The organism is Chryseobacterium sp. UYP7 (assembly GCF_056279225.1).
This window is the reverse complement of record NZ_JBWBQW010000005.1, coordinates 226,986-246,611: the sequence shown is the minus strand read 5'-3', so window position 1 is coordinate 246,611 and position 19,626 is coordinate 226,986. Positions and strand designations below refer to the sequence as shown.

Sequence of the window (19,626 nt, the reverse complement as noted above, 5' to 3'; positions counted from 1 at the left end):
AAAACCCAAAACTTAATATCCTCGCAAATTTTTCATGATCACCGCATCTTTTTGTGCAGGAGTTAATTGAGAATTATAGCCTTCTAAAGCCGATTCCCAATCGCCATATCCGGAATTTGGCAGAATGATAAAGCGTTTTCCAAATTCATCAGAATTTTGATCAACCAGTTCATTGCGCTCCGTTTGTGGTTTTTTATTAAATATTTTAGAAAAATCTGCTAAATTATCGCCCATATAAATAATGATTTCGTAATTTTTTAAAACCTCTAAACGTCTCGCTTCTTTATCAGAAGTGCTACTCTTTAAAAGTAAGTGAGCGTCATCTGCATTAGGAAATCCCAAGTTTTTAAGAGTTTTCAACGTACCGATTCGGTCGTCTTCATTACGATTTGTGATATAAAAAATCGCCACATTTTTTGAGGCGGCGTAATTAAAGAATTTAAGCGAACCGGGAAATGCTTTTGCTTCTGCTTTTGAGGTCCAGTTCATCCAGGTTTTTGTCTCAAAAATTCTTCCATTTTCTGCTTCTGTTACGGCGTAGGGAGAATTATCTAAAAAAGTTTCATCGACATCTGTAATAATTGCAAAAGGTTTTTTTGAGGGATTCTTTAAATTTTCATCTATTCTCATCTGTGCTAGATTGTACGCTTGATAACACAAAGCACGAAATTCACCGGCATTTTGTTGCCAAAGCGCAGAATAGACTTTTCCATTTAAAGTAATATTCTGAAGTGATTGCGGCGCAGTTTCTCCTGTTTTATCAGGGAATGTATTGACTGAAACTTTACAGGAAGTCAAAAAAACCAGTAAAATTGAAAGCGCTGTAATTTTAAAATTTTTCATCATTTTTAAATCTATTTATTTAGAATTAATTTTTTTAAAGAATGGGTTCTATAATCGTTGCAAAATCTTTCCAAAACTCCGGATAAGATTTTTCGACCACCTTGTCATCATCAATATTTATTTTTTTAACGAGGCAAAATGGTGCGAAACTCATTGCCATACGATGATCGTTATAAGTTTCAATAGAAATATTTTCATTAGGTTCGAAAAATTTCTGCGAAGAAATAGAATCCTCTGTAATTTCTGCAATACATCCAATTTTGAAAAGCTCATTTTTCAAAGCCAAAAGCCGGTCTGTTTCTTTTACCTTTAAAGTTGACAAACCCGTAATTTCAAAAGGAATATTCATCGCAGTTGCCGTTACACAAAGCGTTTGTGCAATATCTGGACAATCATTCATATTTAAAACAATTTTTTCCGGAAAGTTGAAGAAATTGTCAGGCAGCAAAGAAATTCGCGATTCTGCACCTTCTGAAATCGTATTAACACCGAAGAATTTCCAGTAAATTTCTTTTAGAACAGAATCTCCCTGAAGAGAATAGGGTTTAAAGCTTTTTAAATTAACAGTGTCTCGCGAGATTGCTGCAAGGGAATAAAAATAAGAAGCAGAACTCCAGTCGCTTTCTACAACAAAAGGAAGGGTCTGCGAATTTTTTTCGATTTGTAAATTAGGAAAAATGTGGATTATATTTTCTTCCCATTGATAGGAAATTCCTAAAGTTCTCAAAATTTTCAAGGTCATTTCGAGATAGGGTTTACTGGTCACTTTGCCTTCTAAATGAATCTCCAAACCATCTTCCAGTTTAGCACCGATCAACATTAATGAAGAAATAAACTGACTCGAAATATTAGCGGGAATCGTTACCGAACTTTTTTCTAATCTTTTACCCGTGATCTTCAAAGGTGGAAATCCTTCATTTTCCAAATAAGAAATCTCTGCGCCTAAATCACGCAACGCATCGACCAAAAATTGTATCGGCCGTTGTTTCATTCGGTCGGAGCCCGTTAAAATAACTGTTTTATCTTCCTGAATAGCGTAATAGGAAGTCAGGAAACGCATCGCAGTTCCCGCGTGATGAATATCGATAGTTTCGGCCTCGTTATTTAAAGCATCCTCTAAAAGTTGTGTATCCTGAGAATTGGAAAGATTCTCGATATTGATATTTTCGAACAGCTTTTTTAAAATCAACAAACGATTCGAAATACTTTTCGAACCGCTGATTTCTATGGTCTTATTGCCAATTAATTTAGATTTTTCTAATACCATTTACTACTATAAAATTTATTTCAGTTTTTCATTATTTTGATGGCGATCTTTATCTCTGTCAGTTTTCACTATCATTTTTTTGTCGAAAGCTTCCTGCAAGTTCGTTCCTGTTTGGTTCGCCAAGCATAAAGTCACAAATAAAACATCGGCTAATTCTTCTCCCAGATCCTTAGATTTATCGCTCTCTTTTTCACTTTGTTCGCCATATCGTCGTGCGATAATTCTTGCAACTTCCCCAACTTCTTCTGTCAACATCGCCATATTGGTAAGTTCATTAAAATAACGAACTCCAACCGTTTTTATCCATTCATCAACTTCATTTTGAAGTTTTGTAATTTCCATATTTAAGAATTTATTGGTTTCCAAAAGTCCAGATCAAAGCCTTCTCTTTTGCTGTACGGAAGATGGTACTGTGGTCTTCTTTTGGTTCAGAAGAATACTGCCACTTAATATTTGGAGGAGCCGCCGATTTTAATATTTTTTCTAATGCGACCGTATTTTCAGAAATCCCTTTTGTGCCGGAACCTGCAAACCAGGAGCGTTTTTCTTCTTTTGGAAATTTTGACAAATCAACTGTTGCGGTCTTTACCAAAAAATCATCGTTCCACCATAAAGACGGATCAAAAGCAATATAGTAATCAAACATTTCAGGATGTTCTAAAAATGTTTCCGTCACGAAAAGTCCCGAAAGTGATTCGCCGATAATTCCTTTTTTTGAAGAAGTTCTGTACTTTTTATTGATAACCGGAAAAAGTTCCTCAGTAATAAAAGACCTGAATTTTGCTGAACCACCAACAACCGGAGCTATTTTTTTATCTTCTGCATTTTCTGTGAAACCGGTTAAATCCCGCCGACGCTGTGTGTTTTCAATTCCGACCAAAATCATTGGTGGAATTTTTTTTGCTTTAATCAGGTCTGAAATGGTATTTGCAATATGTGAAAAATCTTCTTTAATTCCGCCATCTGCCATGTAAAGAACCAGATAATTCTCGCCACTATTCTTGTAGTTTGCAGGAGTGGAGACATTAATTATTCTCGTTTCTCCAACAAATTTGGATTCAAGGGAAAATGTTTCATGTGCAGGAATGGGATCTTGAACAGGTGATGAACTTCTGCAGTTCATAAAAAGCAGGAAGATGATTACATAGTAAAAGTTCAGGCGAGTACTCATTGTCTAAACCTTCGATTTACTGGTAAGCTCCAATTGTTGGTGAAACCGTTCGGGAAATTTTTACAATATCCAAAGGAACCGAAGCTGCTGCCACAATATTTCCTTTTCCCTTTGCAGGCGAATCCTCCTTTACTCTTAAATTCATTTTCTGAGTAAAATAATTCTGGAATTTTGGATCTTCATTTTTAATATTGGAGGCATCTGAGTTAAATCCGGGATTGCTTCCGAATTTCAACAGAGAATTTAAAAAGGTATAATTAAAAGATTGTCCAGAGGTTTGTTTAAAGAGAATTTGATCCTCTTTCCTGCCATAAATGATCGAATTTTTAACATTCAAAATGAGTGGACCATATTCTAAAGCAGCACCATTTTGAAATTCGTTCGTCGCATAAATCCCCAGCGAAGGCATTGCAGTATTGAAATCCCAATAATTTGCTAAAGTGGAATGGGTAATGTTGTACGTTCCGCCTTTAAAGATGCCCAGATCTGCTTCTCCACAGTTATTCATGACCAAATTTGAAGCGGTAATATTCGATTTAACAGCGTAAATACCATATTCCTGGTGCGTGTGAATAATGGTGTTTTTAATAACTGCAGTGGTTTCCGTCATTTCTAAACCTCGTGTGCCACCAAAAACTCTGGCATAATTCATATTGAGATTAGAACCGACATCAAAGGAAATTCCGTTCCAGTTTTTTGGGATGGTATCGTAACGCGGATCATTTCTGGCTCCACGAAAAATTACCTCATGATTCAAATCTCCCATAATATTAAGATTTGCATTTTTAGAAATTTTTAAACCGCTGTTTTTAAAGAAATAGACTTTCGTTCCCTGCTGAACGTCTAAAGTCTTTCCGGCATCAAGCGTTAAATTTCCAAAAATAATTTTTGCTTTGTCTTTGGTCCAGGTCGTATTATTAAGTAAAATGTTGGGATTGCTTTTGCTTTCAATATAAAATTCAGCATCTTGAACGACAGAAAACAAGGTCACATGTTGATTTCCCGCTGGAGTTGTGAAATTAATCTGATCCTCTGCAATAGCTTCCGGAGCATTTGCAACAGGCGCGATTTCTACAAAAATATAAAGACTGTCTTTTTTTCTCAGTGGGACATTAGTGAAGTCCGTTCCCGCTTTTCCGTCTACATTGATGCGGTATAGAGAAGCGTTTCCATTTCCGAGAGAAATTTTCGGAATCATAACGTCTTTGTCTTCGTTATTGTAAATTTTTACAGCATAAGTTTCTGATCGGACCTGATTGTAAACAGTGTCGCAAAAAACAGTATCTGCCGAAAAACGGAGAAGTTCAGACGGGCTGTCGAAGTTAATATCGTCTCTATTACAGCTTACTGCCGTTAAAAGAGCCCAAAACGAAACTGCGAGTAAAAGTTTAAATTTATTCATTGAAATTAAAATAGGTAGCGGTTTCAAATTTAATTAAAATTGTTGAACATAAAAATTTAAAAATTATCAATGTCGGTGTTTGCAGATTAAAAAAATATTTGTACTTTTGCGGTCTAAAAATTAGCAGAGGAATGTCCATTACTATTTCTGAAGCAAAACTTTAATTTATTAAACTTTTTATTATGAAAAACGGAATCCACCCGGAAAATTATAGACTTGTTGTTTTCAAAGATATGAGTAACGACGAGATGTTTCTTTGCAAGTCTACATCAGATACCAAAGACACTATAGAGTACGAAGGAGAAACTTACCCATTGATCAAAATGGAGATCTCTTCGAGTTCACACCCTTTTTACACAGGGAAAGTAAAATTAGTTGACACTGCTGGTAGAGTTGACAAATTTATGAACAAGTACAAAAAATACGCAAAATAATTACTTGAGTATTTAAGAATATTTAAAAGTCTTTCAGTTTTCTGAAAGGCTTTTTTATTGTAAATTCACGTCTTGTTAGAATTTAGATACGAGAAATTCTAAATTCTTAAATCTAAAATTTTGATTATGCAAATTGCTTTTTCTGATGCCCAGTTCTGGGATGACTTTTTACCACTTACCTTCACCAGACCCGTTGCAGAAATGCGGTGTGGAATCTTAACCTTTTCGGAAAGATGGCAAAAATTACTCGATATCTCCGAAGTTTCTTATCTCACAGAAGATTATTTGCAGGAAAAATTTAAAAAACCGGAGAAAAAAGAAAGTCTTCTTTTGGTACCGAATTTTTTACCGAACGAAGGTGTTCTGCAACAGATAAAAGAGCTGAAAATGGGTGAAGCTCTAGTGTACGAAAACGAACTCCTGGCTGCAAAAATTAATATGGAAAATTTTTCGCTGAATCAGATCGAAAAAATGACCGATATTCATGAGGAACTTTTATTTTTTAAGCAACCGACAGATTTGTTTTCTTTTAATGATAAAGCCCTGGAATTTGATTTCGAATTGGTAACTAAAGGACGGACTTCTGCAGAACTTTCCAGCACGAATGGTTTTTTGGGTGATTCGCAGGATTTATTTATTGAAGAAGGTGCAAGTGTAGAATTCTCCACCATCAATACGAAATCCGGAAAAATCTACATCGGAAAAAATGCCGAAGTAATGGAAGGTTGCAATCTTCGAGGACCGATTGCTTTGTGTGAGGAATCCAAATTTAATATGGGTGCAAAGATTTATGGAGCAACAACCATAGGTCCGCATTGTAAAGTGGGCGGCGAAGTTAATAATATTGTGATTTTCGGTTATACCAATAAAGGACATGATGGTTTTGTGGGGAATTCGGTCATCGGCGAATGGTGCAATATCGGAGCGGACACCAATTCTTCAAACCTCAAAAATAATTACGCTTCCGTAAAACTCTGGAATTACAGAACCAAAAGATTTGTTGATACAGGATTGCAGTTTGCAGGTTTAATTATGGGAGATCATTCTAAAACTGCCATTAATACGCAGTTAAATACAGGAACTGTGGTTGGAGTGGCCGCTAATATTTTCAAAAGTGGTTTCCCTCCCAATTTGATCGACAGTTTTTCCTGGGGCGGAATGAAAGGCGATGAAAAATTTAAGCTGGAAAAAGCTTACGAAGTTGCTGAACTCGCAATGGCGAGAAGAAAAGTTCCTTTTACCGAAGTTGACCGTAATTTGTTGAAGCACATTTATCAAAACTATTAATTATTAAAAAGCTACACTTGCAGCCCGACTTGAGTGGATCCCGATGTAAGATCGGGAGGGAACGGAAGGCGGAAATGTCTGCCCAAAAAATTCAGAAAATTTTTAATGTCAAAAGTAAATTCCTTACCTTTGCACCACTAAAATTCTCCTTAAACCGTTTATAGCATGCAACTGTATAACACCTTAAGCGCAGAAGAAAGAGCTCGACTTATTGATGAAGCCGGGAAACAGCGGCTCACTTTGTCTTTCTATGCGTACGCCAAAATCTCAGATCCCAAAAACTTTCGCGACGAATTATTTATAGCCTGGAATGCCCTCGATGCGCTTGGTCGTATTTATGTAGCACACGAAGGAATCAACGCTCAAATGAGTATTCCTGCTGATCAAATCGAAGCTTTCCGCGATACACTGGAAGTTTACGACTTCATGAAAGGAATTCGCTTAAATGTCGCTGTTGATCAAGACGACCATTCTTTTCTTAAATTAACTATAAAAGTTCGGCATAAAATTGTTGCCGATGGTTTAAATGATGAAACTTTTGATGTTACCAATAAAGGTATTCACCTAAAAGCGCAGCAATTCAATAATTTACTCGAAGATCCAAATACGATCGTGGTCGATTTTAGAAATCATTACGAAAGTGAAGTCGGTCATTTTGAAGGTGCAATTACGCCGGATGTAGAAACTTTTCGGGAAAGCCTGCCGATCATTAATGAACAGTTAAAAGATTTCAAAGAAGATAAAAATCTTTTGATGTATTGTACCGGCGGAATCCGCTGCGAGAAAGCCAGCGCTTATTTTAAACATCAGGGTTTTAAAAATGTGTATCAACTGGAAGGTGGAATCATCGAATATACGCGTCAAATAAAAGAAGAAGACATTAAAAGCAAGTTCATTGGTAAAAACTTTGTGTTCGATCATCGACTTGGAGAACGAATTACAGATGATATTGTTTCGCAATGTCACCAATGTGGCAAACCTTGCGACAATCATACGAACTGCGCGAATGATGCCTGTCATCTGCTTTTTATTCAATGTGATGAGTGTCAGGAAAAAATGGAAAACTGCTGTTCTACCGAGTGTTTAGAAACTACGCATCTGCCTTTAGAGGAACAGGTGAAATTAAGAAGCGGACTGCAAGTTGGAAATAAAGTGTTCAGGAAAGGAAAATCTGAGGCTTTAAAGTTTAAAAACTCCGGCAATTTAACAAACAAACCTTTAGCAAAAGCAGAAATAAAAAATATCCGTCAAAAAATAGCTGTCAAAAAAGTCTTAGTAGGAAAAGCTGAACATTACTACACAAAATCGAAAATTGGACAGTTTTTAATTGAAAAGGAACTTTCAGTAGGAGATCAAGTTTTAATTTCCGGGCCAACAACTGGAGAACAGGAATTAACGGTCACAGAACTTTTCGTGAATGGCAGTTTTTGCGACACCGCAAAAGAAGGCGATCAGATCACTTTTGAAATTCCGTTTAGGATTCGTTTATCTGATAAATTATATAGAATTCTTCAGCCGTAAAAAAAGGATTAAATTTATTCTCGAAAGATTATTGGATTTTTTTTAAATTAGCTAGAGCGTTTTTTAGATCAATACTGTATCATTCAAAATAAATTTTACCATGAATAAATCAGAGTTAAAAGTAAAATACACAGATAAACGGGAAAGCTTTTCTCAGGATGAGATTAATTCTTTATCAGAAAAGATATTCTCCAATTTCTTAGCAGAATTTAAGCCGGTAAAAGGTCAAAAGGTTCACTGTTTTTTATCTATAAAGGAAAAGAAGGAAATTAATACACGACCTTTTATCAAATATTTTTTAGATCATCAAATTGATGTTTACGTTCCAAAAATTTTAGAGGGGAAATTAATCTCTGTTGAAGTAACGCCGAAAACAGCATTTATTAAAGGTTTTTACGGAATTCTGGAACCGGAAAGTAATCTTGATTCAGAAGAAAAAGATTTTGATTTTGTGATTGCTCCATTGTTATACTGCGATGGTCAAGGCAATCGGGTAGGTTATGGAAAAGGTTTTTACGATGCATTCTTTGCAAAAATAAATCCCGAAGCTTTAAAGATCGGAGCAGGATTATTCGCGCCAAATGAAAAAGTTGATGATGTTTGGGAGAAAGATATTCCTTTAAACTATTTGGTTACGCCAACAGAAATACTGTCTTTCGGTGGCTGAACATCGAAGTCCACGAAATAAAATTTAAACTCTTTTTTAAATTTCACGGGCGAAAGCTTCAACATATATTGTGCATTTTTTTCAAACTTGCCAATTAAGCGGTCTTTTGCATCAAAATATTCAACATCAAATTTTGCGAAATCCAGCGTATCTTTTGCGGTGATTTTTTTAGTGACTGCGATATTACCCACTTTTACATTTTTCACTTTAAAACTGTCCAGCTGTTTCAAAATAGGTTTTAATTCGTTGGAATCGCTTTCTGCAAAGTAACTTTTCATTTGGGAATAGATCACAGAATCAATTTCTGTGTCACGATTTCCAGAGGTGTACAAAGTAGAAAGATCCATTAATTCCTGGATTTTCTGTTTGGTAATAAATGAAATTGCCTGAGCACTGTCCATTTTTGTAGCGGGATAAAACTTTTCATTGTTGTTATTTCTCACCTTTTGTAGATCCGATATTTCGCTATTTTCCTTCGAACAGGCAAGAATTACAAAAAGCAACGCATATATAAGGAGTGTAAATTTATTATTTTTCTTCATTAGTGTCTATTTTAAATTTAATCATAATTATTTTCCCTGCTTTGTCCGTCTGCGTATCAATCACATCCAGGTTCTCCAGGGAAGCCGAAGGAAGTGTAACTAAATTGATATAACGCTGCTTATCCATCGTTTCTACCCCATAAAACTGATTGTCGAAAACCTGATAAATTAGGGCGTTATCGTTGATCAAATAATTTAAACTTACTCTTTTCTTTTTTAAATCCTTTATTGATTTCGAATAGTAGAAAAGCATAATAGCGTAATCATTCGGTTTAAGTTCTATATTTTCTGCTTCCGGTGCGTTTTCCAGATTTCTCTGGATGGTGTCGGTTTTATAATAAGGCGAGGAAACAACCATCGTTAATGTTTTCGATTTGGTAGTATAGACAAATGGTTCGTTCGGTTTCGCTACATAAAGAATAGGTGATTCATTTTCTTTAATGATCTGAACCTGCAGTTCGGCATTTATTTTTGAATTCCGGTCGGCATCTATAAAGCTGTAGTAGAATTTTTTACTGAAGAGTTCGTCTTTAAAACCTAAAAGTCCCACAAGAATTGCCAGAATTGCCGAAATTCCTAACCAAAGATATTTTTTTACAAGAGAAAAGGTGGATTTTTTTCGGTCGTTATCATTTTCCTCAAAAGTTGGGCGGTTATTCGTAATGACTTCATTATCAGTATTTGATTTTTGTAAATCAATATTGTTGTCGGTTTCAGAATTGACTTTTTGTGCAGATACTAAAGTAATTTCCGGTATTTTATCGATCAGCGGAATAATTTCAGAATTCTGGACCTCTTTTTCAAGTTGATCGATTTCAGACTGCTCCAGATCTTCGAACTCTTTTAATATTTCATCTGTAAAAAGATGGTTCTTTTTGAAGTCATACCATGATACGTAGCCCGCATAAATGCTGAGGATATTCAGCATATCAATTCTCGGAAGCTTCGTTACCGGGGAGGTTTTAAAATACGTATAAAATGACTTCTCACTAATGTTTCCTTTAGCGATTTTTCTTAAATCTTCCTGGAAATAAATGATGTCGATGCCTTTCCATTTCGAAATATCATCGAAGGAAGGGGTATGATTTTCTAAATATTGAGTTTGGACCTCGCTTTTTAGCTGTTCAAAGTGTAATAAATCTAAATCGCTCAATTGCTAAAAATTATATAAGGAGTTGAATATCAGAATGTTTATTTTGTAAAACTGTTTTACAAATATATTACAATTAATTTGCTAAAACAAATTTAAATGTCGCTATACATTTGTCCTGTTCAAATAGCTGAACACAATTATAAAGAAAACAATTAAATTTAATTTATTATGAAAAAATCATTATTCGTAGCTGCTTTCGCTGCATTAGCTCTTGTAGCTTGTAAAAAAACTGAAACTGTAGAAACTGCTAACGCTGCTGATTCAGCTGCTGTTGCTGCAACTGATTCTGCTGCTGTAATCGCTGATTCTGCTGCTATGGTTGTTGATTCTGCTGCTTCTGTAACTGTTGATGCTGCTAAAGATGCTGCTTCTGCAACTACTGCTGCTGGTGCTGACATGGCTAAAGAATCTGCTAAAGGTGCTGCTGATGCTGCAACTGGTGCTGCTGACGCTGCTAAAGCTGCTTCTGCTGACGCTAAAGATGCTGTAAAAGACGCTAACAAGAAATAATTAGCAAATCTTTTTAAAAGAATAACCGTTTCTCCTGGAGAAGCGGTTTTTTTTGTTCCTTTAATTTAGTTTCTGTCGCAGAATTTCATAACAACTGATCGCAACAGCATTGCTCAGGTTTAAAGAATCAATACTTCCCGACATTGGGATCAATGTATTTTCTCCTTTTCCCATCCAAAATTTGCTTAGTCCCGAATGTTCTGTTCCGAAAAGTAAAGCACTTCTTTTTTTAAAATCTTTTTTATAAAGATCTTCTGCGCTTTCATCCATCAAAGTGGTGAAGATTTTAAAATTATTGGTCTGTAAGAAATTTAAAAGTTCCTGATTGTTTGATTGAAAAACATTCATTCCAAATAAGCAACCAACACTTGACCGGATAACGTTCGGATTATAAAAATCGATTTTAGGATCCGTTACGATCAAGGCGTCAATTCCGAAAGCTTCGCAGCTTCTCAAGATCGCGCCCAGATTTCCCGGTTTTTCTACGCTTTCTAAAATAATTATAGAGGAGTTTTCTCCAGGTTGAAATCGGCTTAGATCTTCGTTCTTTATTTTATAAACTCCAATAATTCCTTCGGATGTTCCGCGGTAGGCGAGTTTCTCATACACTTTCTCGGAAACTAAAGTGATCTTTCCTTTCGGGAAATCTGCATCATAAATACTTTCACAGATCATAAATTCCTCTGCTTGAAAGCCAAATTTGAGAGCCCGTTCATTTTCCTGTTTTCCCTCGACCACAAAATAGCCAGATTTTTTCCGAAATCTGTTATCGGTGATCAATCGGGTTAAGTTTTTTACTTTCTCGTTGCTTAGGCTTTCAATTAACATGGTGCAAATTTAAAAAAAAATCTATTCGCTGGAATTAATTTCGTTATCTGAATTTTCAGTTGAATTTTTTTCATTATCAAAATCAATCCTTTCCACGTTTGCCCGTTCTAAAATGGTTGACGGCAACGACTTTTTTGGTTTCACGCCAAGAAGTTTCAATTTTTCTGCCGAACGTACTAAATTTCCATTTCCGGTTGATAGTTTTTTCATGGCGCTTTCATAATCCTGTTTCGCACCTTCCATTTTTTTACCCACATTTAATAGATCAGAAACGAATCCTTCAAATTTATCGTAAAGCGCGGCGGCTTGTCTTGCGATCTCCTCGGCATTTTGATTTTGATCTGCACGTTTCCAGACATCTGAAATTAATTTCAGGTATGCGATCAGATTGGTTGGACTTAAGAGAATAATATGTTTGTGATAAGCATAATTCCATAATTTTTGATCCTGTTGAACAGCCAGTAAAAATGCAGGTTCCACTGGAAAAAACATGATGGTGAAATCCAAGGATTCCTTAAGATCATCATAACGTTTTAGCGCTAGTGTATCAATATGTTTTTTTACGGCAGCGAGATGAAGGGTGAGATTCTGCTTTTTTTCTTCCTCAGTTTCCGCCGAAACCATTCTTTCATAAGCATTTAAAGAAACTTTGGAATCGATGATCACGAGTTGATTTCCCGGAAGTTTCAAAACAAAATCGGGTCTTTGATTATCGCCAGCTTCATTTTTTATATTGTACTGCGAGAAATATTCGCGGTCTTTCGTCAAGCCAGAATCTTCTAAGATCCGTTCCAAAATCATTTCGCCCCAATCGCCCTGAGTTTTTGTCTGACCTTTTAATGCGGTTGCTAAATTATTGGCTTCCTGACTAATTTTCGTAGTCTGCTCCATCATTAATTTGATGGTACTGTTCAAAGAAAACCTTTCCCGCGCTTCATTCTCATAAACTTCATTCACCCGTTTCTTGAAAATTTCCAGGTTTTCTCCGAGCGGTTCCAGGATTGTTTTCAGTTGGGTTTGATTTAACGCCGTGAATTTTTCTGTTTTTTCCTCTAATATTTTGTTGGCTAAGTTTTGAAATTCGCTTTTGGCCAGTTCTTGCATTTTCGATATTTCTTCTTTTTGATTATCCAGAAGTTTTTGAAGATTTTCTTTTTGGGCAGAAAGCTGCGATCTAACTGCAATCAATTCCTGTTTTTCCTCTTGTAAATTTTTTAGATTTACAGTTTGAGCAAGGTTAACTTCAGAGAGTTCGACGATTTTTTGATTTTGAGAATTATTGGTAGCAGAAATAGTCGCCACCTCATTTTTAAGCTGGTTGAAAATTTCAGTCTGCTCCAGATTTCTTTGTTTTTCGATCTGATAAAAACCATCTACTTCTTTAGTTTTCAAATTAGAATTGTCCAGATCGGAATTCATTCGGATGAAATTATGATTTAATTCATCGAATGATTTTCGGGGAACGTGTGCAGATTTTAAGATGAAATACAAAATAACGGCGCCAACGATTGCGCCAAAAATAATTCCAATCAGTAAGGTCGATATTTCCATATTTCAAAAATAGGAAGAAAATAAGGGAATTATCTGCATTGTGGAAAAGTTATCCAAAAGAATTTTTAGATTTTTGTGGAGGAAAGAATTTTGATATTTTTAGCCACATCTTTGCTTTCAAAAGATTGCATGTTCTTTAAATGCTGTGGCGGCGTTTTACCGGAAAGAATGATATTTCTACTTATTTTTCACGCAAAGTCGCGAAGTTTTTGACGCAAAGAACGCGGTGGATTTTTTGGTGAATAAATATTATTTGTTTTGTAAAAGTCGCAATGGTGTTTTACTTATCAAAGTTTGCAGAGTAACATTAGAAAAATTCATGGTACAAAGTTTCAGTGCGCGAATTTAAAACTGGTAGAATGCTTTATAGCCCCGATTGCAGCGGCATCCTTTTTCTTTTTTGCAAAGGGAAATGCGAGGCGAAAAAGAAAAAGATACAGCGGAAAGCGGGATTAAGCTCCTAAAAAAATTAATCTTTGATCCGCAAAAATTCTTTTGCGAGCTCGATCATTTTTGGATCGCCGGTATATTTTCCATGCTCGTCCGAAAGTTTTACAGTTGGCGTCCAGTCGCCGTTGATGGATTGCACACCGATCAATTTCATGACGATATTCATGGGTTTTAAACCGACATCGTTTGTTAAGTTGGTGCCGATCCCAAAAGAAATCCCGATTCTTCCCTTGCAGGCGTGCGTGATTTCTTCTACTTTTTCCAGGTTTAATCCATCGGAGAAAATGATGTATTTGAATAAAGGATCAATCCCATTTTTCACATAATGCGCAATCGTTTTATTGGCGAATTCGATGGGATCTCCACTGTCATGACGAACGCCATCAAAGAGTTTTGCGAATTTTTTATCGAACTGCTGAAAGAAAACTTCTGTCGTATAAGTATCGGAAAGCGCGACTCCCAGATCGCCACGATAAACATCAACCCAGTGCTCCAGGGAAAGTGCGTTTGCCATTTTGAAACCATACTCTGCAGCGTGAAACATAAACCACTCGTGCGCGTGAGTTCCGATGGGTTTAATGCCGTATTTCATTGCGAAATGTACGTTGGAAGAACCGATGAATCTGCCGGTTGTATTATTTTTCGTCAGAGATTCTACGACCAAAGCCTGAACCTGATAAGAATGTCGGCGGCGGGTACCAAATTCAGCAAACGTTACTCCTAATTCATTGAGTTGATCGGCTTTCTCCAGCGTTTTTTTGATGACGGTTTCGTTAGATTCTCTTTCTAAAAAATTGGTTTCGTAATAGAGTTCAGAAATTAGAGCCAAAAGTGGAACTTCCCACAGGATCGTGCGGTACCATTCGCCTTCAACGGTAACCTGGAGTTCATTTTCGGTTTGTATAATAGTAACTTCGGAGGGATCGTAATGATAGCCCGCGAGAAAATCGAGGTAAGGCAGATCCATGTAAGGACAGGTAACGCGGAGGAATTCTTTTTCGTCTTTGGTGAGTTTTAATTCCGCCATTGCATTCACTGCTTTTCGTAGCTCTGTGGCGAATCCGGCAGGAAATTGATGCTTGCCGCGATTAATGAACTGATACTTTACCTTCTCATTAGGGAATAATTTTACCACAGCATTTTGCATGGTGATCTTATAAAAATCGTTGTCGAGAATCGATTTAAAACGGACTTCATTCATCATTAAAACAATATTTAAACAAATGTAGAAATTCAAAATAAAAATCGCCTTAGAAAGACGATTTTTTGAAGAAATATTTTGAAATTTTATTTTCCGAGGTAGGAATTGTACATCCATACTTCTTTTTCCTGTTCCGTAATATAGTCGCTCATTTGGGAATTGGTTCCTTCGTCGCCAGCCTTTTCTGTTATATCGAGCAGTTCCCGTTGCAGATCGATGATCGTTTTAAAGGAGGCCAGAATATTTTCAACATCTTTCGAACCGTCGGTAACATCGGTGCTTTCAATGATAGTGGAAAGTTTTAGATAGTCGGAATAGTTGTGTTTTGGAGTAGAACCAAGCGTAAGAATTCTTTCCGCAATCTCATCAATTTTTAACACAAGATTGTTGTAAAGTTCCTCGAATTTCGGATGAAGCGTAAAAAACTGGTCTCCTTTAATATTCCAGTGAGCGCCCCGTGTATTTTGATAGAAAACAGAATAGTTGGCTAAGAGTGCGTTTAATTTTTCAGAGATCTGTGTGCAATCAGTTTCATTTAAACCAATGATGTTCGAATTTTTCATAACTTTTTATTTCTACGAAGTTACGGAAGTTAAGTTCGGATCGCGGAAATTACTAATTGATGATGACTATTCAATCTATCGTTTCCAATTAATTGAATCTATTACTTTTTGATCAACTTAAATGATTTGATACCGTTATAAGTTTTGATGGAGATAATATAATTGGCAGAAGGCAAATGACTGATGTTGATGTCTTTTTTAGTTTCGGTCATGATTAGTTTACCACTCAAGTCAAAAATAAATACTTTCTCGACATCTAATTTCATGGTTTTGATGTGGATAAAATCTGTAGCCGGATTTGGATAAACCACCAGATCGCTTTTTATTTCGTCCGTTCCCAGGTCTTTCGCCAAAGTAACCGGTTCTCTGAAAAAAGAAATTTCCATTAAGGCGGCTGGCAATTGTTCGAAGACATAAGCTTCACAAGTGTAATCCGTAAAATCTTCGTCTTCAACGCTGCTAATGTAACAGGATTCAGAAGTTACAGGCGTTATTTGCTCCAGATTTTTGAACCAGGTGAATTGATATTCATCTCCGGAAAGTGCTTGTGGCAAAGAAGCTGAACTTCCGATCGATGCAAAAACCGTTTTCACATCATCATATCTTTGGGGAGAATACGTGAAATCTGCTAAACCTTTATCTTTCAATATAAAATTTCTAATTTCCTGTTTTGTAAATCTGTTATTTTCCAAAAAAGTTAAGGCTGGAATATTATCCGGAATTTCGCCGGAAAGCTGATTGCCCGTTAATGAAACCATTTGAAGTTGTTTCAGTTGAAGGAGTTCGCCCGGAAAATTTCCCGTGAATAAATTCTTATCAAGATAGAGTTGTTCCAGATCCTTTAATACTAATAAATTTCCCAGGCCGCCAGAAATCTGATTGTTGGAAATATTTAAGTGCACTAATTTTTTAAGTTGAGAAAGTTCGGTGGGAAATACGCTGATCTGATTTCCCGCTAAAGAAAGCCATTCTAAATTTTTGAAATTTGATAAGGTCGCGGAGTAATTGCCTGCAAATAAATTATGACTAACATCAAGTGAAGTTAGCGCGGTTAAGCCCGAAAGTTCTGTTGGAATTTTGAGGAGTTGATTGCCGGATAAATTTAATTCTGTTAATTTCAGGAGGGTGGATAAACTGGAGTAGCCCGACGAAATTGTGTTGTTGCTTAAATTAAGTGCTTCTAAATTCGTTAACATTGAAATTTTTGAAGGAACTGCATTTAAGCCAATGTGCGATAGATCTAAAACCTGCAACGCCGGAAAATTCTGTACAAAATTATTAATGTCTGCAAAAGTAAACTGGTTGTTCCCGATAGAAATTTCTTTCAGATTCGAAAGGGGTAATATTGACGACATAGGATCACCGGTTAATCGGTTGTTGCTGATGTCTAAACGGACTAAATTGCTGATGGAGGAAAGTGAAGGTGTCACTTCTCCGGTTAATTGGTTCGAACTTAGATCCAGTTTCTGGAGTTTCGGGAATGAAGATGCGTAAGGCGGAAAATTACCTTTCAATGCATTGCCACGAAGATTGATCTCGATAACGCTGCCGTTTTTTATTTTGATGCCATACCAATATTTCGGATCTTTATCTAAATCCCATTTCTGGCTCCACTGTTCACCAGAGGTGGAATTGTTTAGATTCACAAGAGCGCTTCTTTCCGCAAAGGAAATGCTGTATTGCTGGGAAAAAAAGAATTGAGAAATAAATAAAAAGAGTAGAATTTTCTTCACCGATTTTGTGTTTTTTTGCGAAGCAAATATATGGTAAAAGTTAATATGAGCGATTAAATATTAAAATTTTGCATATTTGCCCAATGAAGAAATATTTTTATAACTGCTTATGAGGAAGTACGTTTTATTGGCCATAGTAATTGTTTTGATCTATTTTTTACAATCGTTTTTTAATGCTACGGGCGGAATTGGTGCAGACAGTCTTTCTTATTTTGGGATCGCATCTGATCTGCCAGAACTGAAGACCAATTTGTTTCCCCTCGGTTTTCCCCTTTTGATCAAGTTCTTTCATTTTATTTTTCAGGATTATTTCTGGGCGGCTAAAATTCTGAATATTTCTATGGTGGTAATTATATTTGCCTTTTCATACTAAAAAAAGTTTTATTTTAGAGAAACCGTTCTGCTCTTCGCTGGTAAAACGCTTTTTTTTGCACTGAATTACGCCTCCTCGGAAGAGCCATTTCTTTTTCTGCTCTACTTCCTTCTCTACTTTCTTCATGAAAGATTTTCCGACCGTATTAAATCGCGAAATTTTATATTTTTTACCTCTTTACTATTAATTCTGTTATTTACGGTTCGGTATTCCGGAATCTACATTTATCTCGGCATCGGTCTTTTCTGGTTATTTATGATCTTGAGAAAAAAACGTTTTCCGCTTAAAAAAGATCTGTTTTTCGCTCTTTTGATCTCAGGATTTGGAATTGCCGCTTATCTAGGTTTTAATCTTTATATATATGACAGCTTCACGGGGGAAAATCTTCGTGGTGCACCTGCTCAATATTATTATGTTTATATACTTCGGGATCTATTGGCAGTTACCAATGTTATTGATCCTTTTATTGGAATTAAACCTGCATCAAATAGTTTAGTAAGTTTTGGATTTCAGATAGGGTTGATGATATTTGACGTTACACTTCTTTTATATTTGATCAGATTAATTCGCACAAAAAAAGAAACGATCCTTCTGGACTTTCATCGTTTGGTCTGGATTGATGCGGGTGTTTATACAATTGCTTTATTTACGTCTGGTTATTTTCAGCAGATTGAAGAGATAAATGTGCGAATGCTGGCTGCGGGTAATTTTATTTTATTTTTTTCCTTTCTGATGATTTACTTCAAAAATTTAAAATCTGACAAAATTATATTTAAAATTGGATGTTTTTTTCTAATCTTTCTTACTTTCTATAGTTTAAAGATGCCTGTAAATTATTTTGAGAACAGAAAACAGATCGAAGCTCAGATGCCAAAATTTGAATCTAAAAAGTTCCTGTTTAATAATGAAAAAGAAGGAGATGGTTTGCTGACGAATTATCGCATACCCATCATCAAACAAACATTTCAATACAAGCATACCAATAACCAAAAGGGAGAAATCAAACAGTCGATCGCGGATACGGTTAATCCTCAAATTAAATGGTTGAAGTATGACACCATCAAAGATAAATCGCAGGTCTTATATACTTCAGATATTATTTTGAAATAAATTTTATGCACTGAATGCTCACAATTTTTGATAAATTCATTATTTGTGATTGTAGATTTAAAAATTATCACTACTTTTGCCCCCTAAAATAAAAAGCAATTAAATGCCTACTATTCAACAATTAGTTAGAAAAGGAAGAGTCGCACTTACCAAGAAGAGTAAATCGGCTGCCCTTGATTCATGTCCACAAAGACGAGGTGTATGTACTAGAGTATATACAACTACTCCTAAGAAACCTAACTCTGCACTTAGAAAAGTTGCAAGGGTAAGACTTTCAAACGGTAAAGAGATCAACGCCTATATTCCCGGCGAAGGACATAATCTTCAAGAGCACTCGATAGTATTGGTACGCGGAGGAAGGGTGAAAGACCTTCCGGGAGTACGTTATCACATTGTTCGTGGAGCTTTGGATACCGCAGGTGTAGCTGGAAGAACTCAAAGGAGATCTAAGTACGGAGCGAAAAGACCAAAACCAGGTCAGGCAGCTGCAGCACCGGCAAAAGGTAAGAAAAAGTAATTATTAATTAGTAAGAAACGAAACAATGAGAAAGACAAAAGCGAAAAAAAGACCGTTGTTACCTGATCCGAAATTTGATGATCAACTGGTAACAAGATTTGTAAACAATTTGATGTATGACGGTAAAAAGTCAATCGCATTCAAAATTTTCTATGATGCAATGGATATCGTAGAAGCAAAGAAAGGAGAAAACGAAAAAGAATCTTTGGAGATCTGGAAAGATGCTTTAACTAACGTAATGCCACACGTAGAAGTACGTTCACGCAGAATCGGTGGTGCAAACTTCCAAATTCCTATGCCAATTCGTGCGGATAGAAAAATTTCTATGGCAATGAAATGGTTAATTAAATATTCTAAAGCAAGAAACGATAAATCTATGGCTATGAAATTAGCTTCTGAAGTTATCGCTGCTGCTAAAGAAGAAGGTGCTGCGTATAAAAAGAAAACAGACACTCATAGAATGGCTGAAGCAAACAAAGCATTTTCACACTTTAAATTCTAAT

General features: G+C 36.0%; 21 protein-coding genes. 9 read left to right on the top strand and 12 right to left on the bottom strand.

The window, feature by feature from the left end:
• Positions 1 to 12: 12 nt before the first annotated feature.
• Genes ACZ9HT_RS12150 through ACZ9HT_RS12130 form a run of 5 tightly spaced genes read right to left on the bottom strand, consistent with a single transcriptional unit; the run spans position 13 to position 4,683 of the window.
• Positions 13 to 846: a 5'-nucleotidase, lipoprotein e(P4) family gene (locus ACZ9HT_RS12150; RefSeq protein WP_476040745.1), complete on the bottom strand. Its 834-nt coding sequence runs from the start codon at positions 844 to 846 to the stop codon at positions 13 to 15.
• Positions 847 to 877: 31 nt separating this feature from the next.
• Positions 878 to 2,110 carry a 3-phosphoshikimate 1-carboxyvinyltransferase gene (locus ACZ9HT_RS12145; RefSeq protein ID WP_476040744.1) on the bottom strand — a complete coding sequence of 411 codons (1,233 nt, stop codon included), beginning with the start codon at positions 2,108 to 2,110 and terminating at the stop codon, positions 878 to 880.
• A 15-nt stretch (positions 2,111 to 2,125) separates the two neighbouring features.
• The gene (locus ACZ9HT_RS12140) at positions 2,126 to 2,452 is read right to left on the bottom strand and encodes a nucleotide pyrophosphohydrolase (protein WP_476040743.1); all 327 of its coding nucleotides are present in this window, start codon (positions 2,450 to 2,452) and stop codon (positions 2,126 to 2,128) included.
• Positions 2,453 to 2,462: 10 nt separating this feature from the next.
• Positions 2,463 to 3,281 (bottom strand): alpha/beta hydrolase, encoded by an 819-nt coding sequence (locus ACZ9HT_RS12135; RefSeq protein WP_476040742.1) that lies wholly within the window; start codon positions 3,279 to 3,281, stop codon positions 2,463 to 2,465.
• A 16-nt stretch (positions 3,282 to 3,297) separates the two neighbouring features.
• Complete coding sequence (locus tag ACZ9HT_RS12130; RefSeq protein WP_476040741.1) at positions 3,298 to 4,683, bottom strand: hypothetical protein; 1,386 nt, start codon at positions 4,681 to 4,683, stop codon at positions 3,298 to 3,300.
• Between the two features lie 182 nt (positions 4,684 to 4,865).
• Between ACZ9HT_RS12130 and ACZ9HT_RS12125 the strand changes: the two genes are divergently transcribed.
• From ACZ9HT_RS12125 to ACZ9HT_RS12110, 4 genes are all read left to right on the top strand, one after another.
• Positions 4,866 to 5,117, top strand: coding sequence for a type B 50S ribosomal protein L31 (locus ACZ9HT_RS12125; protein ID WP_476040740.1), 252 nt, complete (start codon positions 4,866 to 4,868; stop codon positions 5,115 to 5,117).
• A 126-nt stretch (positions 5,118 to 5,243) separates the two neighbouring features.
• Complete coding sequence (locus tag ACZ9HT_RS12120; RefSeq protein ID WP_476040739.1) at positions 5,244 to 6,404, top strand: GlmU family protein; 1,161 nt, start codon at positions 5,244 to 5,246, stop codon at positions 6,402 to 6,404.
• A gap of 165 nt (positions 6,405 to 6,569) precedes the next feature.
• On the top strand, positions 6,570 to 7,925 hold the full coding sequence (gene trhO / locus ACZ9HT_RS12115) for an oxygen-dependent tRNA uridine(34) hydroxylase TrhO (protein WP_476040738.1): 1,356 nt from the start codon (positions 6,570 to 6,572) through the stop codon (positions 7,923 to 7,925).
• Between the two features lie 100 nt (positions 7,926 to 8,025).
• A complete protein-coding gene (locus ACZ9HT_RS12110) occupies positions 8,026 to 8,592 on the top strand; it encodes a 5-formyltetrahydrofolate cyclo-ligase (RefSeq protein WP_476040737.1) in 567 nt (188 codons plus the stop codon).
• On the opposite strand, the gene ACZ9HT_RS12105 is transcribed toward ACZ9HT_RS12110, so the two are convergent.
• Both ACZ9HT_RS12105 and ACZ9HT_RS12100 read right to left on the bottom strand, forming a co-directional pair.
• Positions 8,550 to 9,134, bottom strand: coding sequence for a hypothetical protein (locus ACZ9HT_RS12105; protein ID WP_476040736.1), 585 nt, complete (start codon positions 9,132 to 9,134; stop codon positions 8,550 to 8,552). The genes ACZ9HT_RS12110 and ACZ9HT_RS12105 overlap by 43 nt on opposite strands.
• The gene (locus ACZ9HT_RS12100) at positions 9,121 to 10,287 is read right to left on the bottom strand and encodes a hypothetical protein (protein ID WP_476040735.1); all 1,167 of its coding nucleotides are present in this window, start codon (positions 10,285 to 10,287) and stop codon (positions 9,121 to 9,123) included. Before ACZ9HT_RS12100 ends, ACZ9HT_RS12105 begins: the two co-directional genes overlap by 14 nt.
• Before the next feature lie 168 nt (positions 10,288 to 10,455).
• Between ACZ9HT_RS12100 and ACZ9HT_RS12095 the strand changes: the two genes are divergently transcribed.
• On the top strand, positions 10,456 to 10,797 hold the full coding sequence (locus tag ACZ9HT_RS12095; RefSeq protein WP_476040734.1) for a hypothetical protein: 342 nt from the start codon (positions 10,456 to 10,458) through the stop codon (positions 10,795 to 10,797).
• 60 nt (positions 10,798 to 10,857) lie between these two features.
• On the opposite strand, the gene ACZ9HT_RS12090 is transcribed toward ACZ9HT_RS12095, so the two are convergent.
• The 5 genes from ACZ9HT_RS12090 to ACZ9HT_RS12070 all read right to left on the bottom strand — a co-directional run bounded on the left by ACZ9HT_RS12090 (position 10,858) and on the right by ACZ9HT_RS12070 (position 17,123).
• Positions 10,858 to 11,625, bottom strand: a complete 768-nt coding sequence (locus ACZ9HT_RS12090) for a TrmH family RNA methyltransferase (RefSeq protein WP_476040733.1) — start codon at positions 11,623 to 11,625, stop codon at positions 10,858 to 10,860.
• Positions 11,626 to 11,646: 21 nt separating this feature from the next.
• Positions 11,647 to 13,176: a DNA recombination protein RmuC gene (locus ACZ9HT_RS12085; protein WP_476040732.1), complete on the bottom strand. Its 1,530-nt coding sequence runs from the start codon at positions 13,174 to 13,176 to the stop codon at positions 11,647 to 11,649.
• Between the two features lie 469 nt (positions 13,177 to 13,645).
• Positions 13,646 to 14,827, bottom strand: coding sequence for a nicotinate phosphoribosyltransferase (gene pncB, locus ACZ9HT_RS12080; protein WP_476040808.1), 1,182 nt, complete (start codon positions 14,825 to 14,827; stop codon positions 13,646 to 13,648).
• A gap of 86 nt (positions 14,828 to 14,913) precedes the next feature.
• On the bottom strand, positions 14,914 to 15,390 hold the full coding sequence (locus ACZ9HT_RS12075) for a Dps family protein (RefSeq protein ID WP_476040731.1): 477 nt from the start codon (positions 15,388 to 15,390) through the stop codon (positions 14,914 to 14,916).
• Positions 15,391 to 15,491: 101 nt separating this feature from the next.
• Positions 15,492 to 17,123 (bottom strand): leucine-rich repeat domain-containing protein, encoded by a 1,632-nt coding sequence (locus tag ACZ9HT_RS12070; RefSeq protein WP_476040730.1) that lies wholly within the window; start codon positions 17,121 to 17,123, stop codon positions 15,492 to 15,494.
• 109 nt (positions 17,124 to 17,232) lie between these two features.
• On the opposite strand from ACZ9HT_RS12070, the gene ACZ9HT_RS12065 reads away from it, so the two are divergent.
• From ACZ9HT_RS12065 to rpsG, 4 genes are all read left to right on the top strand, one after another.
• Positions 17,233 to 17,496 carry a hypothetical protein gene (locus ACZ9HT_RS12065; protein ID WP_476040729.1) on the top strand — a complete coding sequence of 88 codons (264 nt, stop codon included), beginning with the start codon at positions 17,233 to 17,235 and terminating at the stop codon, positions 17,494 to 17,496.
• A 255-nt stretch (positions 17,497 to 17,751) separates the two neighbouring features.
• The gene (locus ACZ9HT_RS12060; RefSeq protein ID WP_476040728.1) at positions 17,752 to 18,606 is read left to right on the top strand and encodes a hypothetical protein; all 855 of its coding nucleotides are present in this window, start codon (positions 17,752 to 17,754) and stop codon (positions 18,604 to 18,606) included.
• 103 nt (positions 18,607 to 18,709) lie between these two features.
• The gene (gene rpsL / locus ACZ9HT_RS12055) at positions 18,710 to 19,123 is read left to right on the top strand and encodes a 30S ribosomal protein S12 (RefSeq protein WP_039349192.1); all 414 of its coding nucleotides are present in this window, start codon (positions 18,710 to 18,712) and stop codon (positions 19,121 to 19,123) included.
• A 25-nt stretch (positions 19,124 to 19,148) separates the two neighbouring features.
• Entirely contained in the window at positions 19,149 to 19,625 is a 477-nt protein-coding gene (rpsG, locus tag ACZ9HT_RS12050) for a 30S ribosomal protein S7 (protein WP_476040727.1), read from the top strand.
• Position 19,626: the final 1 nt, after the last annotated feature.